Here is a 16,607-nt window from a genome sequence, read left to right as displayed (position 1 = left end):
GGTAGTAGCGCTGGGCCTCTTTAAAGTTCTTTTGCTCGTCGTAGGCTTCCGCCAGTTGTAGCGCCAGTTCCGCTGTGGGCTGATCCTTAAACTGGCGATGCAGTTGGTTCAGTCGCCGCACAAAGGGGGATCCCTGCTGCGGGTTTTTCAAATCCGGGGCGTGCTGAACCGGCAGATAGTCGTCCCTCTCCGCCGATGGTTGAGGGGAAGGGGCAGGCTCTGCAGCTTGAGGTCGAAGGGGCGCTTGGCGGCTGATGCTTTTGGGATCGATGGGGGTGGGCTTGTAAACCCAAATTGGCTGATCCGGAGGAGATGCGGGTGGGGTTGGGCGTGGGATCGGCTGCGGCAAGGGAATGGTCTTGCGATCCGGCGGTTCAGGAGATGGCTGCTTTAGCTCCTCAAGGGTGCTGGGAGGTTTGGGGGCTTGAAATTGAATCGCTTTGGGAGTCTCCCTGCGCTCTTGGGCCAATTCTCGGTACAGAGCGGCCAATTGAAGGTAACCCGCCTCCTCGTAGGCGGTGGCCAGCCAACGGGCATTCTCTGGGCTGGGATCCGCACGATAAGCTCGCCGGAGCAACTGCAAAGCAGTGCCGTAGTTGCGCTCTCGAATGGCTGCCCGTCCCAAACTCGCTGAGCTGACCCCGATGGTATCGCTGGCCATAGTCCCCCATCTGTCTTGGCGCCGACAATAGAGCTAAGAGTCAAGGCTGAGCTGCTGATAATTCAGGTTTTCCAAGCCAGCCACGTGGGTTGACGCTTGCTTAATATAACTGGATTCCTTGGCCATAGCATACCCTCACCAGCCGGGATGTTATCTGCTCGGACAGCTCCCTCTTGTTGAGATCTCTCGCTTTATATCAATTCAATGTCGATATTGAGGGTGGGATTGGATTGAGATCTGGATGCCAAGTTAACTTTCGGGCTAGCTTGTACTCAGAGCTTCAGCAGCAACAGGTTCTGACGCCAACATGATCCAAGACTTTCGAGAGCGGTACCCCATGGGCAGCTTGCTCACCGATCTGTTGCGGGTGGAAGAAGGGATCTACATCGTCAGAGCCCAGGTGGTGGTGAACAACACGGTTTTGGGCAGTGGCATGGCTGGCTCGAACACCGTCGAAGAGGCGGAAGATGCTGCCTTGAAGCGCGCCCTCCACCACGCAGGATTTGGTCGCCCCACTTCCTCTTTGAGTTTGGGCATGGATTCTGCTGCCGCCAGGGTGCCTTATCTGCCAACTCCTGAGTTGGCCAACGGACACGCTCAGTCTTCCCCTGCTTCTCCAGCCCCCGAGTCGATAGGGATCCCTGCAAAGCCAAGTTCCCCAGAGCTGCCCGGTCTAAGTGAGCCGGCGGCCTATGGGGATGATCTGTCGGACATCATTGCCCAAACGGATGTGGAGATGCAGCGCATTGGCTGGGGCCGCAAGGAAGGACAAGAGTTTTTGGAACGTCGCTTTCAGAAGAAATCTCGCCACCAACTCAGCGACGCCGAGCTGCGGGAGTTTTTGCGCTACCTAAAACAGCAGCCCTCCCGCCTCAGCAGCGAACCCCGCTTTTGAAGTCTTCTCGGCCTTGCCGCCAAGATCTCGGGATCTGGAGATCTGGCAACTCCTATCTTCCAACTAGGGTTGTTCCGAGCCCGTTCAAGTAGCCTCTGACCCTTGCCCCCGTCCCCTCTGGAAGGGGGAGTTGGGAATCAAGCCAGCCAACTGTTTTACTGCTAGTTGGCTGCTACTTGGAATAAGCCCGTTCTACCGTCGGTGTCTTGCTGCTGCTGAAGCTAGGGCGCACCTACAATCACGCTGGTGTCTTCCATTTGCTTCACGACCGTTTCTCCCCCTTCCGAGAGCACAACCCGTCGCTCTGGCACCAATACTCCGGCCACCTTGGCGGTTTGGTAGTTTTGCCCGGCCTGCACCACAGCGGGAATGACACCTGGGCCAGAAACCAGAGCAAAGGACTCGCCGCCAATCTGTATCATCCCGGAAACCTGTACACTGCGGGCAAACGCAGCTGGGTCAGGGGTAGGCGTTGGGATCGGGGTAGCCACGGCTACAGGGGCGCCATTGCCGCTGCCAGGAGGGGGCAAAACCGGAGGTGGAGGCAGGGGCGGCAGGACAATCTGCGGTTCAGGAGCGCGAATGTTCTGGGGCACAAAGGGATCCACACGGCCAGCCCCACTCAAGGCCCGCTGGGTTTCCTGCTCTCGATCCACTGGCGGGATCAGGCTAGAGGCAGCTTGGGTAGCCTGCAGAAGGGAGGGCACCGGCGGCGGGGGTTGATCGGGGGCGGTCTGGCCAAAGCCGGCAGGCAAGTTCACCGTTTGTTGCCGGGCGAGAGCTTGCATCTGGCTGGCTCCGCGGGCCAAGGTGGCGCTCATATCCTGTTCCCAAGTCCCTGCAGCATTCAGCCGCATGATCACAGGGCTGGTTCCCCCCCGAGACTCCACCCAAATTTCCGCTTCTGTGTCGCTCAATCGCCGCGAGCTGAGGATCCGGGATCCCGGAGGCAAGAGGGGCCGAAGCGCCAGTTCGGCCTCAGGAACAGCCTGTTCGTTGGCCAGAGCCGGGAACCAACGGGGGGCCAAAAACGCAATGCCCCCTGCCAACAGCAGGCCGGCTACAAGAAAGCAGGACAATGGGCGAGCAGGCAGCGATTTCAGCATAGAGACCACCGGGAGAGCCTCGTATCCTCTCCACCAAAATATCCAAAATCTTCGTGATGGGGCCAAGTCAACCTGCTTTTCTCGACAACAGTGCTAGGATTTGTCGATCGAAACAGTGGCACCATGTCCCCAGAGATCCCGACCGGGCCAGACAAAGACGGCCTCTGTCCAAGCGCAGCCTCGTTTGCCATACTGAAGAAAGATTGTAAATATTTGTTAACGCCATGACTGTCTCTGCTTTGGATCCCGCCAACCCCGCCCGTTTACGGGAGATCGCTCAACGCTTGCGCAGCCCGCGTTCTGCGGACCGGATGGTGGCCTTGGCCCAGTTGCGGGATGTGCCGGCAGAGCAGGCGGTGCCGCTGATTTTGCAGGTCATCGACGATGAGAACCTGCAGGTGCGCTCTTTTGCCGTCTTTGCCCTGGGGATCAAGCAAACAGACGCCTGTCTGCCCAAATTGCTGGAAATCCTCACCCAAGACCCGGATTATGGCATTCGCGCCGACGCGGCAGGTGCCCTGGGCTATTTGGAAGATCCGCGGGCTTTTGAGGCCCTGGTGCGCGCCTTTTACGAAGATGTGGAGTGGCTGGTGCGCTTCAGCGCGGCGGTGGCCTTGGGGAACTTGAAGGATCCGCGGGCTTACGAGGTGCTTCTGCGAGCCTTGGATGGGCCGGAGGTGTTGCTGCAGCAAGCGGCCATTGCGGCTTTGGGGGAATTGGGGGATCTGCGGGCGTTGGATCGGATTCTGGAGTTTGCCCAATCGGAAGACTGGCTGGTGCGGCAGCGGCTGGCCCAAGCGCTGGGCAATTTGCCCTCTCCCAAGAGCGTTTCTGCTCTCAACTACCTGGCCAGGGATCCCCACGATAGCGTTGCGGCGGCGGCTCTGGATTCGCTGCGGCGCTTGCGGCAAAGGGGCATCTCAGAAACCACCCCTGAGAAGGGATCCGGGCCAGCCAATTCTGAGGAAGGCTAAAGTAAAGATCCCGGCTCAGCTTGTTCCGGGTTCCCCAATTCCCAGAGAGAGGCCTCGTCTGTTTCCGGCTGAGCCTTTCTTTTCCTAGGATCCCTTGTCTCAATGGTTATCAGCCCCCACTCATCGGTTTCACCTGTTGCATCCCCGTCGCGGCCCCGCATTGTGGCGGCCCTTTCTGGGGGTGTGGATAGCTCTACGGTGGCGGCCCTTTTGCAGGAACAGGGCTATGCCGTGGAGGGGGTCACCCTCTGGCTCATGAGGGGGAAGGGCCAGTGCTGCACCGAAGGCTTGGTGGATGCGGCAGCTGTTTGTGAGCAGCTGGGGATCCCGCACCATGTGGTGGATAGCCGCGAGCTGTTCCAGGCCAACATTGTCGATTACCTGGTAGCCGGCTACGCGGAGGGCATTACCCCTCTACCCTGCTCCCAATGCAACAAAACGGTGAAGTTCGGCCCGTTGCTGGCCTATGCCCGCGAAAAGCTGGGCATCTCGCAGATGGCCACCGGCCACTACGCACGGGTGCGCTTTAACGCCGAGCTAGGACGTTACCAACTCCTGCGGGCGGTAGATCGGCAGAAGGATCAGTCCTATTTTCTCTACGACCTCAGCCAAGAGCACCTAGCCCATAGCCTCTTCCCCTTGGGCGAGTACACCAAGGCCCAAACCCGTCAGTTGGCTGCCCGCTACGGGCTGGTTACAGCCGACAAGCCCGAAAGCCAGGATCTCTGCTTGATTGAAACCTATGGCTCGATGCGGAGCTTTTTGGATCAGTACCTTGGGCAAAGGCCAGGGGAAATCGTCGATACCCAGGGGCGAGTGCTGGGATCCCATGAGGGCATCCACCACTACACGGTGGGCCAGCGCAAGGGGTTGGGGATTGCCTCTTCCCGTCCGCTTTACGTGGTGCGCATCGATGCGGCCATGAACCGCGTTGTTGTGGGGGAACGGGAGGAGGCTACCCAGGCTGAAGCGTGGGTAAGCCAAGTCAACTGGGTCTCTATCCCGGCGCCGACGGCATCCTTGGCTGTTGAGGTTCAGGTGCGCTACCGTACCCCCCCAGTGCCCGCCATGGTGATCCCGGAATCGCCAGAGCGGGTAAAGCTGCAGTTTGCCGAGCCGCAGTTTGGGGTCACTCCTGGCCAAGCCGCCGTCTGGTACCACGGGGATCTCCTGCTGGGGGGAGGGATCCTGGAGCGCCCTTCTCCCTAGGCCAACTGCAACTTCCCTCTCGCCAGGGGGGAAGGATTGGGGGTGAGGGCAAGCCAAACTACGCTGCTTGCGCTTGCAGCTGCTGCAGGGATCGGAACAGGAGCACTGTATAGATATTGAGGATAGGCGCAACTGCCGTGGCGGCAGCATTCCCAACCACAGCCGCACCTAGGGTATCTCCCAGGATCCCCCCAACAAAAAACGAAATCAGGCTCGCGATGCCGAAGATCAAACCCACAGCCAGAAATGCCCAAAACACCCCCCACCAACGGCCCCTGACGAGGTTCCAACTGTAGCCCAACCCTTCCGTGGCACCTTTGTCTTCCAGGACAATCGCGCAGAGCGTGAAAGCCAGCCTTATCCCCCAGTAGATGCCGGGAAGCACAAACAACAGCGTCCCCAGCGAGACAATCAACACCAGCAGGATGCTGCCGAATACCAGAGGCACTGCCTTGGAGACAGCCCGATCCAGGCTGTTGCCCAGCGGGGGAGTTCGCTGCTTCAAGTGCTGATCCACCAGCCAAAAGGCTGCCCCTGCCAGGATGGGCGCACCAATCAGGCCATAGGCCAAGTTGAGGATCCCCCCAGCAAGCGGGATCAGCTCCGCAACGATGGGAATGATAAAGCCAGGAGAGGCCAGGATCAGCAGCGGCCCATAGATGGGGCCCGCCATCTCGAATGACCGCTGCAGGAGCGGGATGGGGCTGAGGGTAGCGTTTTGCATGACAGAGGGATCCTCGTGGGCAACCAAGTCCACCCCCTTCATACCACGGGATCCCGGCTTTGCTGCTGGGAATAGGCTTAAGAAAGTCTGTATTGCTTTGTACAGATTTACGCCGATTTTTGGAGAATCCACGCCGCTGCCTGTTCGCCGCTGCGCAGTGATCCCTCGATGCTGCTCTGGTGGGTGTATTCCCCAGCCCAGAGAAGGCCTGGCAGACCGCTATAGGTGGGAACCAAATGCTGCTGGAAGCTAGGCGGCTGCAAAAACTGGGCAAAAGGGATCCGGTACACCCGCAGCAGGCGCAGTTGCTCCAAGGGGGCTTTATCGCTACGCGACGCTGCCGCGACGGGGAAGTAAGTTTGCAGCTCGGCCCGGCAGGCTTGGGCCAGTTCCTCGTCCCTCAAGGGGGGATCCCCTAGCACCACCACCGAATACAGGTGTTGGCCAGGAGGAGCCAGCGCCGGGCTGATGCGGGTAAGTTGGACCCAATGGTTGATCCAGCCCTGGCCGGTGGCGTTGAGGTACAAGTAGGCGCCGCGGCTGAGGGAAAAGGGGGCGCAGAAGTAGAGACAGGTCACCGCTCGCCCCTGGGTGGGAATGGGGGTGGGGGCTTGAGGGCACAGCTCCGCCTGCCAGGCCCGTGCCTGAGGGGCATCAGTAGCACAAACTACCCACTCGGCAGGGATCTCTTCACCCTTGGCGGTGCGGATCCCGCGCACTTTCCCGTCTTCTGCCAGGATGCGCTCCACCGGGGTTTGGTAGCGAATCTGTTCGGGGGACAGGTGACCGGCCAGTTGTCGGGCCAGTTCTCCCATGCCCAAGGCCGGGGTGACAATGGATCCCTCGGCCATCATCTTGAAATAAAAGGCAAAGAGGCGGGCGCTACTGCCCAGATCCGGATCTAGAAGGATCCCGCGGAAAAAGGGGTAGAAAAAGTGCTGGCAGATCTGTTGGGAAAAGCCGTACTGCTCCAGAAACTCCCGCAGCGAGCAATCGGATCCCCCTAGCCCTTCTTGAAAAACCTGCTCCGGGCTGCGGCGCGCCAGCTCGGATCGCAATTGCAGCACCTTGAGCTTGTCCCCAAAGCTGGCCAAGGGGTTGAGCAAAGAGGGGAGAAGGCTGGACAGATCCCGTAGGGGATCCCCCAACAGCCAGCAGCGACCGGGTTGAGCCAAAATAGCGCCGGGCCGGTAGGGACGGGGATCGAGCTTGCCCAGATCCAAATGCTGTCGCACTTTGGGATAGGCGGTGAACAGCACCTGAAAACCGCGATCCAGGCGAAAGCCATCCACCTTGTCGGTACGCACCCGCCCCCCAGGGCCGTCGCTTTTTTCCAGAACCAGGACATCCCTCCACCCCGCCTGGCTCAGCACTTTGGCGCAAGCCAAGCCGGCCAGCCCCGCCCCAATGATGACAACTTTGCCCATGCTCTGCCGGGATCCCTTCTTCGTCGAGTATTTTATCTGCTTGGATCCCACTAGGGCTGAGCTGGGTCGGCTGGCCCCCAAATGCGAATTGAGCCATCGGCGCCACCACTGAGAAGGGTCTGCCCATATCGCTGCGGGACGCTTCCGCGACCGGGGCCAAACAGCAAGACGCTCACCATCCAAGTCTGGCCGCCCAGGGTGCGCAACTGTTCTCCGCTGCGCAGATCCCAGAGCTTGATCTGGTGAGCGCGGTAATCGGTGCCGCTGGCGAGCAAGCGGCCATCAGGGCTGAGGGCAAGGGCGGCCAAGCCAGACAAAGTCTGGGGCAAGGTGCGCTCCAAGGATCCCGTGCCCAAGTTCCAGACCAAGATGCCACCGGTACTGCCAGCGAGCAAATAGCGGCCATCTGGGCTCAGAAGCACCTGCTCGATGGGGTAGTCGGCCTTTAGGGTTTCCAGCAAGGCCCCGCTGCCAGGATCCCAAAGGTGAACGGTGGGATCTCCATTGGCGGCCACCAAGATCCGAGGGGGGATCCCTTCAGATTGGTGGGAAGTATTCATACGGGTAGGTCTTGGGCCAAAGGCCACTGCTGTAATGCCAGCCCTCTGAGGGGTCTCCTGGGCGGCAGCAGTGGGAGGCGCCAGGGTGCGGATCAACTGGCCGTTGTCGGCCTGCCAAAGGCGGATGGTGCGGTCGGCGCTGCCACTGGCAATCCAACGACCATCGGGGCTAATGGCGACACTGTTGATCAACCCGGTGTGCCCTTGCAACTGCAGCCGCGCCAGCACATCCCCAGGCGAGAGAGCCGGATCCCCCAGGGTCGCCAGATCCCAGACCCGTACCGTCTTGTCTGCCCCCCCACTCACCAAAAAGGTACCATCTGGGCTGATGGCCAGTGCCTCAACGGATCCCTCGTGGCCTGCCCAGCTCTGGAGCAGTTGGCCAGCCTGGGGATCCCAAAGCCGGATCACGCCGTCGTCTCCCCCGGCAGCAAGGAGATTTCCATCCGGGCTGATGGCCAGAGCAGTGACGGCGACAGGGCCTTCCAGCGTAGCCTTGAGCTGCAAAGACTTGGCCCAGTCTGCCGGGTCGTTATCGCTACGCGACGCTTCCGCGACCGTGACGGCGGTGGGGACGGAGGCATGAGAACCGTTCTCGCGAGTAGGACGGAGTCCCAGGCCGTTGCGCTTTGCCGGGCTAGAGGATCCCGTTCTCGTGAGGGGGACAGAATCCTTGGGCTCCCCCCGCAGGCCAAGGTTCGCCCTCATCTGCCATACCCCTGCCACCGTCAACGCCAGCAAAGCCGCCAAGCTGCCTCCTGCCCAAACCGGTGGGATCCGGGGACGCGCCCGCAGCGATACCGGAGAACGCGGTGGGGTGGTTGGCTCCTGTAAGGGCTCGGCGGCGACAGGGCTGGGCTGGGACAGGAGTTCGGCGGCAGGGGGGCTCTCGGCGGGGGGCAAAGCCTGCAAAGCGGCCAGAGCTGCTGTTGCTGAAGGAAAGCACTGTTGTGGGTTGCAGCTCACCAAACGATCCAGAAAAGCAGCAAAAGGAGCGCTAGTAGAGGCCAGATCGTGCCAGCGCAACTCCCCCGTCAACGGGTCGCGAAACAGCTTCTGGGGCGGGATCCCGCAGAGGGCCTGCAGGGCAATCAGCCCAAGAGCATAGAGGTCGCTGCAATGCCTGGGGCCATAGGGGTTCCCGAAGCCAGAGCCGGAAAAAGCCAGACCCTGTTCCTCACCCCCCCACTTCAACAACACCCATCGGCCATCCGCCTGACGGTAGATCAAGCGAGAGGGCTGCAGGTTGCAGCAGCTCACCCCTTCCCCATTCAGGAAGGCCAAGGTTTGCAGCACATCCTGCAACAAGGCTCGTACCTCAGCCTCTGTCCAGTCGTGCCCCCAATGGCAGTGCATTTGGCGGGACGGAGTCGTTAGCTGGCCCCTCTCGGTTGCGTTACCTAGCAATAGAGCTTGTTCCAGGGTGGGCCCTTCAACCCATTCTTCCACCCAATAAAACTCCCCCTCTTGCTCAAAGCAGGCCAACAGGCGGGGGATACCCTCGTGGGATCCCAGGTGCTCCCGCAGGGCCACTTCTTGCTGAAAGAGATGCCGTAGCGAGGCGGAGTCCTCACTGTGTTCGCGGTGCGGAGCATTTTGGCCGGCCTGCCAGCGCCTGATCACCACCCGAAGCCGCTCAGGATGATGGCTATCCTGTGCCAAGTAGGTTTGTCCGCTGGATCCCAGTGCTTCCAAGATCTGATAGCGGCCACCCAGGGTCTGCCCTACCATGGGGAAAGTACGAACCTTTGCTTTCCGACCCATCATGCCATAGCGACGTGAGACTCAGGCTAACCGTTCACCCTTGCGTTCACGGTGCGGAGCACCTGGGTGGGATAGAGTCCTCGCCGCATCAGTCCTCCACCGCCATGGCTGAGGTGAGCAGAGCAAAAAGCGAAAGGGGATCCCGACAGCCGCTTTCGGTCAACTTTCTCCCTGGAGCAGGCTGAGTTGCTCAGCGACCTGGGGGATGTTGTTGCAAAACCTGCTTCAAATATCGCCCTGTATGGGATCCGGGCTGCTCAGCCACCTGTTCTGGAGTGCCAACGGCGATGATCTGGCCGCCGCGGTCGCCGCCCTCTGGCCCCAGGTCGATGATCCAATCGGCACAGCGGAGAATGTCCAGGTTGTGCTCGATCACCAGCACGGTGTTGCCCGTATCCACCAGCCGTTGCAGGACGTTCAAGAGCTTGTGGACATCGTAAAAAGACAAGCCGGTGGAGGGCTCATCCAGCAGATAGAGGGTTTTGCCGGTGGAGCGGCGGGCCAGTTCTGCGGCCAGCTTGACCCGTTGCGCTTCCCCACCGGAGAGGGTAGGAGCTGGCTGGCCCAGCTTGATGTAATCGAGGCCCACATCGGCCAAGGTCTGCAGGATCTTGGCGGCAGGAGGCAGGGCAGCGAAAAACTCCAGCGCCTCCCCCACCGTCATATCCAGGACTTCGGCGATGTTCTTGCCCTTGTACCTGACCTGCAGGGTTTCGCGGCTGTAACGGCTGCCCCCGCAGACTTCGCAGGTGACGTACACATCGGGCAGGAAGTTCATTTCAATCACGTTCACCCCCTGCCCTTTGCAGGCTTCACAGCGCCCCCCCTTGACATTGAAGGAAAAGTGGCCGGATGGGTAGCCTCTGGCCTTGGCATCCAAGGTTTGGGCAAAGGTTTGGCGGATGGGATCAAACAAACCCGTGTAGGTGGCAGGGTTGGAGCGGGGGGTACGGCCAATGGGAGATTGGTCGATGACGATCACCTTGTCGATGTGTTCGATGCCCTCAAGTTCTCCCATCTCCGCGGGTTGGGGCACCTTGTGTCCAAGATGGTGCTGCAGGGCAGGGTAGAGCAATTCGTTGACCAAGGTGGATTTGCCGGAGCCGGAGACGCCTGTAACACAGACCAACTTGCCCAGAGGGATCTCCACATCGATGTGCTTGAGGTTGTTTTTGTGGGCATTGGTGAGCTTGAGGGCAACCGCTTTCCCAGCCCGCCGCTGCGCAGGGGTAGGGATCCGCAGCCGCCCCGAAAGATAAGCTCCGGTGATGGAGCGCTCGCAGGCCATGATGTCCGCCAGGGATCCCTGGGCCACCACTTCCCCCCCGTGGATGCCGGCCCCAGGGCCGATATCGACGATGTGGTCGGCGGCACGGATGGTTTCTTCGTCGTGTTCCACCACGATCAGGGTGTTGCCCAGATCTCGCAGGCGAAACAGGGTTTGCAACAGGCGCTCGTTGTCCCGCTGGTGCAGGCCAATCGAGGGTTCGTCCAACACGTAGAGCACCCCCGTCAAGCCGGAGCCCATCTGGCTGGCCAGCCGGATCCGCTGCGCCTCGCCGCCGGAGAGGGTCATGGCCGGGCGGGCCAGCGTTAGGTAGTCCAGGCCCACATCCACCAAAAACTGCAGCCGGGTTTTGATCTCCCGCAGCACCAGCTCGCCGATCTGCACTTGTCGCGGGGTAAGTTTCAACTGCTCCAGGCGGTGCAGGCAGTCGCGGATGGAGATCTCGGTGAGATCGGTAATGCGGTAGCCGCCGATGCGCACGGCCAGAGCTTCCGGCTTGAGACGGGATCCCCCACAGGCGGAACAGGGACGGTAGGTGAGGTAGGCTTCCAGCTTTTGCCGATAGATTTCGGAAGTGGTTTCCTGGTAGTGCCGCTGCAATTGGGGAATCACCCCCTCATAGCGGCGATAGTACCCCCGGCCTCGGTACTGAGATTCTACCTCGGCGATGTAGACCTCCTGGTCTGCACCGTAGAGGATGATCTGCTGTTGTTGGGGGGTGAGATCGCACCAGCGGGTGCTGAGGTCGAAGCCAAAAGCCTTGGCGGCTCCTGCCAACAGGGCCAGATAGTAGGGGTTCTCCCGCTCTGACCAAGGGGCGATGGCCGCGTACAAGGGGAGCTTGGGATCGGGCACGATCCGCTCGGGGTCGAAGATGGGCTCAAAACCCAGCCCGTGGCAGACAGGACAGGCCCCAATCGGCGAGTTGAAGGAAAACAGGCGCGGCGACAGCTCGCCCATCACCGAACCGTGCTCCGGGCAGGCAAATTGCTCAGAAAAAATCAGCTCCGTTGGCTTGCTGTTCAGGTATTGCCCCGCCGACTCGGCCACCTTTTGCAGCAGCTGTTCTCGCTCCTCTTCCCGCGGCAGCAGCTCCACCACCGCAATTCCTCCCGACTGGCGCAGGCAGGTTGCCAGAGAATCGGCCAGTCGCTCCGCTATGTCGGGGCTCTTGACCAGCCGATCCACCACAACCTCAAGGGTGTGGGTTTTGTTTTTGGCTAACTCGATCTCCTCGCTCAGATCCCGCACCTGGCCGTCGATGCGCACGCGCACAAACCCTTGCTGGCGCAAGCTTTGCAACAGGTTGGCATGGGTGCCCTTTTTCCCCTTCACCACCGGCGAGAGCAACTGAAACCGCGTCCGATCCGGCAGAGCCATGATCTGATCCACAATCTGATCCACCGTCTGGGGGGCGATCACCCGGTTGCAATGGGGGCAGTGCGGGATCCCAGCTCTTCCGTACAGAAGCCGCAGGTAGTCGTAGATTTCGGTAACGGTGCCAACCGTCGAGCGGGGGTTGTGGCTGGTGGACTTTTGATCGATGGAGATGGCCGGACTCAGCCCTTCGATGCGATCCACATCCGGCTTGTCCAGTTGCCCCAAAAACTGCCGCGCATAGGCACTGAGGGATTCCACATAGCGCCGCTGTCCCTCGGCAAAGATCGTGTCGAAAGCCAAGGAGGACTTGCCCGATCCGGAGACGCCCGTGAATACCACCAGGCGATCGCGCGGGATCCGCAGGTTGACATTTTTGAGGTTGTGCTGCCGCGCCCCCACCACGTGAATTTCGTTTTGGCTGGACATCTCACCACCTTTTCGCGCAGCGTGTCACAGGCATCCCGTCGAGACCGGCGAGTAACAAAATCTTAACGATTCTTAGCTAACGATTCTAATGCCCTTCGCTTTGTCCAGAAGGGGATCCCAGCCGACCAGGGGACGACAAACCGGTAGCAAAAAAGACTTGGCTATGCTGGAAAAGATCGACCCCCAAGGGCCATGACCTGGACACTGCCATCCGTTCAAAAGGTGTTTGTTTACCTGTTGGTGGGGATCGCCTTCACGGCCCTTTGTCTGGGGGATCAGGCTCTGTCGCCACCGGTCATTGCCGTTTGCTTGGCCGCAGGGGCCTGCAGTTGGTTTTGGGAGCCGCCAAGGATTGCTTTTGCCCGCTATGCCCCCCTGTGGATGCCTCTGACGGTGGCGGTGTTGCTCAGCCTGCTGGCTTTGGTCATCTCCGGGATCCTTGCCTTTTCCGATGGGGCCATTGGCTTGGTGCTTTACCTAACAGGGGCCAAGCTGTTTCAGCGGGAACGGGCAGCCGATCACATCCAGTTGGCGGTGCTGTCTCTGCTGCTGATGGCCATTGCCACCCTGTTCAACGAAGACATCAGCTTTGGGCTGCTGTTTTTGCTGTACGTGGGGGTAGGGCTAATCAACCTCACCCTTTACCACCTGCGCCTGCAAGCAGAGCAGCACCCGCAGGCAGCCAGCCAAACCCGTGGCATCGACCTCAACTTCTTGGGCTTTCTCGGATCCCTGGCTTTGCTGGCGGTGATCCTGTCCGTGGCTTTGTTTTTCTTGTTCCCGCGGGTCAGTTTAGGAATTCTGGGTCGCCAGGCCCGCTCCCCGGTGATGACCACCGGCTTTGCCGAGGAAGTCAGCCTGGGAGCATTCGGCACCCTCAAAACCGATAACACCGTTGTCATGCGGGTGGAATTTCCGGCAGGGGTGCCGCCCCGTGTGGAGTCCCTCTACTGGCGCGGGATCAGCTTCGATCGCTACGATGGACGGGCCTGGTCGCGAACGCTAGACCGCTTCATCCCCATTTTCCCCAACGCAGCAGGGGTATTTGATCTCTCTGCCTCCAGCTTGATCCCCACTGCTCCCGACCTGCTGCTTCTCCCCCTGGAGCAGCTCATCTATCTGGAGCCGCTGGCCACCAACACCGTTTTTGGGGTGGCCCCGCTGGTGGAGATGGAATGGCTGGAGCGGGGCGGAGCAGCGACGGTGCAACAAGCTTGGCAACGGCAGAATCGCCGCCTCATCCTGAGCGAGACCGGAGATGTTGGCCATTCTCTGCCTCGGCAGGTGCCCCATCTTTACCGCGCCCGGAGCCGGATCTCAAGGGAGTTAAGCCCGCGCTTGCGCCGGCTAGGCCACGCGGAGCTGTTCAGTGCTCTCGACCCAGTCCAACAGGCAGCCTATCTGCAGTTGCCAGCAGACCTGGATCCGCGCATTCCCGCCTTGGCTGAAGACGTTACCGCTGGGATCCCCGATGTCTTTGGCAAGGTGACGGCTTTGCAGAACTACCTGCTGGAGAACTACGCCTATACCACCGATCTGCCGGATCCCGGCCCTGAACCGCCTTTGGAAGCCTTTCTGTTCACCCATCGGCGGGGCCACTGCGAATATTTCGCCACAGCCCTGACGATACTGGCCCGCAGCATTGGCATCCCGGCCCGGATGGTGAATGGCTTTTTGGGCGGGCGCTGGGTGGCGCAGGAAAATTATCTGGCAGTGCGCAATGCCGACGCTCATTCCTGGACGGAGATCCCCTTTGGCCCCTACGGCTGGGTCATCTTTGACGCTACGCCGGCAGAGGCTAATGTTAGTCAGCGGCAGAGCTGGTGGGATCCCCTTCAAGATTTCTACGACAGCTTGCGCTTCCGCTGGTTTAAGTACGTCATCCAGTACGACCTATCCACCCAGCGGCAGATCTGGCGGCAGATTCAGGAGATGGCCAGCGCTGTAGCCGCCTCTCCGGATCGAGAGGATATCGGTGCTGGCTTCCGTCGCAGCCTGGTTGCCTTGGGGCAAACGTTGCAGCAGAATGGCCTGCCGGTGTTGGGGGTGGTTTTGATCACCGGATCCATGGCCTATTGGGGCCGCCGCCGCCGCTATCAGGCCGTGCGCTGGCAGGATGGGGGGTGGATTCTGTTGGCCACTGCCGGCAATGGGGTTTTGCTGGGATCCCTGTGGCAGCCTCCGCCCCCCTGGCCCACCTGGATGGTTGGCCTCTTGCTACCGAGTCTGGCCTTTGCTGGGATGCGCTGGATCCCGGCGGCTCTACCCAAGTCGCAGCAGCGCCGCCAGCTTATCTCAAGGCTTTATCTGCAACTGCGGGATCTGGCGACGGCGGTGGGGATCCCAGCCCACCTAGGCCCTGAGGCCTGCCTGGAACACTTGCGCCACTCCGACTTACCACAAGCCCAGGTGGCCATCCAGTTCTTGGAGCGCTACCTGGAGGTGCGCTTCGGTGGGATCCCGTTGGAGGCGGGCGAATTGCAGCGCTGGCAACAGCAATTCAGACAGCTTAGGCAAGCATGGCAGCCACTGGCCAAAAACCCCGCCATCACCTCCAGAAGAGCCACTTGACGAGAGGGACGGCTGCGCCTTAGAACAGGTACCCCAAAAGCCCTGCGAGAAGCCTTGACAGTTATGAGACAGTTAAGAGATAGTTAACGTTAGTTATAGACCCCGTAAGCTGCACTGTCAGACGGGGAAATCGCTCAGTGGCGCACTCGCTTCAGGCACGTTTCGCGCTGCTGCATTGCTATGCCCTTGCAAACTCATCTGAAGCTGTGTTACGTTTCTAACGTTCAGCTTCGAACGAGCAAGGGCGTGTTAGCTATGCGTAGCTATTCTTTGAGGGCGGCTTTGGCTGCAACTTTGTGTCTGCTGTCCTCGTCAGTTTTTTCCTCTAGTGTGGCTCAAGCGGCGCCTAAGCCAACCGGCAACGGTGCAATCTTCTTTCACCCAGATGGAACCTCAGCTTCCCACTGGGACATTACGCGCATTCTCTACAAGGGCCCAGATGGCTTCTTGAACTGGGATCGTCTTCCCGTGATTGCCCCCTATCGCGGGCACCATTTCGACCAGCTTGGGGGAACTTCCAACGCCGGAGCGGTGACCCATGCCACAGGAACTCGTGTCCACGCCAAGAGCTTTGGGTTGGATCCGGACGGCAAAGAGTACCCCTCTGCCAACGGCACCCTGAACACGATCATGGAAGAGGCTGTGGCGGCAGGCTTGGGTACGGCTCTGGTGCAAACGGGATCCATCATTGAGCCGGGGACGGCTGCCTTCGTTGCCGAAGCTGCCAAGCGCAGCGACTATGAGGAGATTGCCCTGCAGGTGGTGGAGTCAGGGGTAGACATCATCCTCGGCGCTGGCGAGGAATGGCTGCTGCCGGAAGGTGTCCAGGGCCGCTTTGGCCAAGGGAAGCGCAAGGATGGCCGCAACCTGATTGAGGAGGCCAAGAAAAAGGGGTACGCCGTTGTCTACACCCGCGACGAGCTGCTCAAGCTGCCGGCAGATGTTTCCAAAGTTTTGGGGGTGTTCAACGTGGAGGACACCTTCTACGACAAGCCAGAGGAAGAGCTGCGCGCCCAAAACCTGCCCAACTACATCGCCAGCGCCCCCACCATTGCCGAGATGACCGAATTTGCCCTGGCGCGGATCTCCCGCAATCCCAAGGGCTTCTTCGCCGTCATCGAAGAAGAGGGCACCGACAACATGTGCAATAACCTCAATGCCTCTGGCTGCCTGGAGGCTATGAAGCGGGCCGACGATGCCATCGGGGTGATTCTCAACTTTATCGAGAAGAATCCCAAGACCTTCATGATCACCACCAGCGACAGCAACGCCGGCGGGATGCAGTTGGTGGATATCGAATCCGCCGAGGAGCCGCTGCCCCCTACTGACCCCGAAGGCAGTGGTGCCCCCATTGACGGGGTTGACGGCACCGGTAGCAAGCCGTTCATTTCCGCTCCCGACAAAAATGGCAAGCGCTTTCCCTTTGCCGTGGCTTGGGCTAGCGGAGATGACGTCGGCAGTGGAGTCATTGCTCGCGCTGCGGGCTTGAACGCCCAAGAGTTGGTGCCGACCACCGGGATCCTGAACACGGACATTTATCGGATTCTCTACTTCGTGCTCTTCGGGGAGCGCATCCCCAGCGAGCTGAAGCCCTAGGTTGTGTTGATCTTTCATTTGAGCCA

At 60.4% G+C, this 16,607-nt stretch carries 11 protein-coding genes; 5 read left to right on the top strand and 6 right to left on the bottom strand.

The features are described from left to right. A partial coding sequence (locus NW856_RS06780) for a hypothetical protein (RefSeq protein ID WP_414399599.1) occupies positions 1-661 on the bottom strand: 661 nt, incomplete at its 3' end. 307 nt (positions 662-968) lie between these two features. Here NW856_RS06780 and NW856_RS06775 point away from each other — a divergent pair. Further along, positions 969-1,556, top strand: coding sequence for a hypothetical protein (locus tag NW856_RS06775; RefSeq protein WP_414329849.1), 588 nt, complete (start codon positions 969-971; stop codon positions 1,554-1,556). A 221-nt stretch (positions 1,557-1,777) separates the two neighbouring features. On the opposite strand, the gene NW856_RS06770 is transcribed toward NW856_RS06775, so the two are convergent. After that, complete coding sequence (locus tag NW856_RS06770) at positions 1,778-2,662, bottom strand: hypothetical protein (RefSeq protein ID WP_414399598.1); 885 nt, start codon at positions 2,660-2,662, stop codon at positions 1,778-1,780. 224 nt (positions 2,663-2,886) lie between these two features. Here NW856_RS06770 and NW856_RS06765 point away from each other — a divergent pair, with 224 nt between their 5' ends. Next, a complete protein-coding gene (locus NW856_RS06765) occupies positions 2,887-3,636 on the top strand; it encodes a HEAT repeat domain-containing protein (RefSeq protein ID WP_414399597.1) in 750 nt (249 codons plus the stop codon). 102 nt (positions 3,637-3,738) lie between these two features. Then, a complete protein-coding gene (mnmA, locus tag NW856_RS06760; RefSeq protein ID WP_414350891.1) occupies positions 3,739-4,845 on the top strand; it encodes a tRNA 2-thiouridine(34) synthase MnmA in 1,107 nt (368 codons plus the stop codon). Positions 4,846-4,903: 58 nt separating this feature from the next. Here mnmA and NW856_RS06755 read toward each other — a convergent pair whose 3' ends face one another. The 4 genes from NW856_RS06755 to uvrA form a co-directional block, all read right to left on the bottom strand. Beyond that, the gene (locus tag NW856_RS06755) at positions 4,904-5,611 is read right to left on the bottom strand and encodes a glycerophosphoryl diester phosphodiesterase membrane domain-containing protein (RefSeq protein WP_414399596.1); all 708 of its coding nucleotides are present in this window, start codon (positions 5,609-5,611) and stop codon (positions 4,904-4,906) included. A 65-nt stretch (positions 5,612-5,676) separates the two neighbouring features. Beyond that, positions 5,677-6,996, bottom strand: coding sequence for an NAD(P)/FAD-dependent oxidoreductase (locus NW856_RS06750; protein ID WP_414399595.1), 1,320 nt, complete (start codon positions 6,994-6,996; stop codon positions 5,677-5,679). 50 nt (positions 6,997-7,046) lie between these two features. Further along, entirely contained in the window at positions 7,047-9,287 is a 2,241-nt protein-coding gene (locus NW856_RS06745; protein ID WP_414399594.1) for a hypothetical protein, read from the bottom strand. 223 nt (positions 9,288-9,510) lie between these two features. Further along, entirely contained in the window at positions 9,511-12,414 is a 2,904-nt protein-coding gene (uvrA, locus tag NW856_RS06740; protein WP_414399593.1) for an excinuclease ABC subunit UvrA, read from the bottom strand. Positions 12,415-12,606: 192 nt separating this feature from the next. Here uvrA and NW856_RS06735 point away from each other — a divergent pair, with 192 nt between their 5' ends. Both NW856_RS06735 and NW856_RS06730 read left to right on the top strand, forming a co-directional pair. Then, positions 12,607-14,985, top strand: coding sequence for a DUF3488 and DUF4129 domain-containing transglutaminase family protein (locus NW856_RS06735; RefSeq protein WP_414399592.1), 2,379 nt, complete (start codon positions 12,607-12,609; stop codon positions 14,983-14,985). Positions 14,986-15,315: 330 nt separating this feature from the next. Further along, complete coding sequence (locus NW856_RS06730; RefSeq protein WP_414399591.1) at positions 15,316-16,581, top strand: alkaline phosphatase; 1,266 nt, start codon at positions 15,316-15,318, stop codon at positions 16,579-16,581. Positions 16,582-16,607 lie beyond the last annotated feature (26 nt).

Origin of the sequence: Synechococcus sp. R3-13 (assembly GCF_047462195.1) — a bacterium.
Classification (GTDB): Bacteria; Cyanobacteriota; Cyanobacteriia; order Thermostichales; family Thermostichaceae; genus Thermostichus.
Note: the sequence above shows the minus strand (reverse complement) of the source record. Positions and strands in the feature narration are given on the sequence as shown.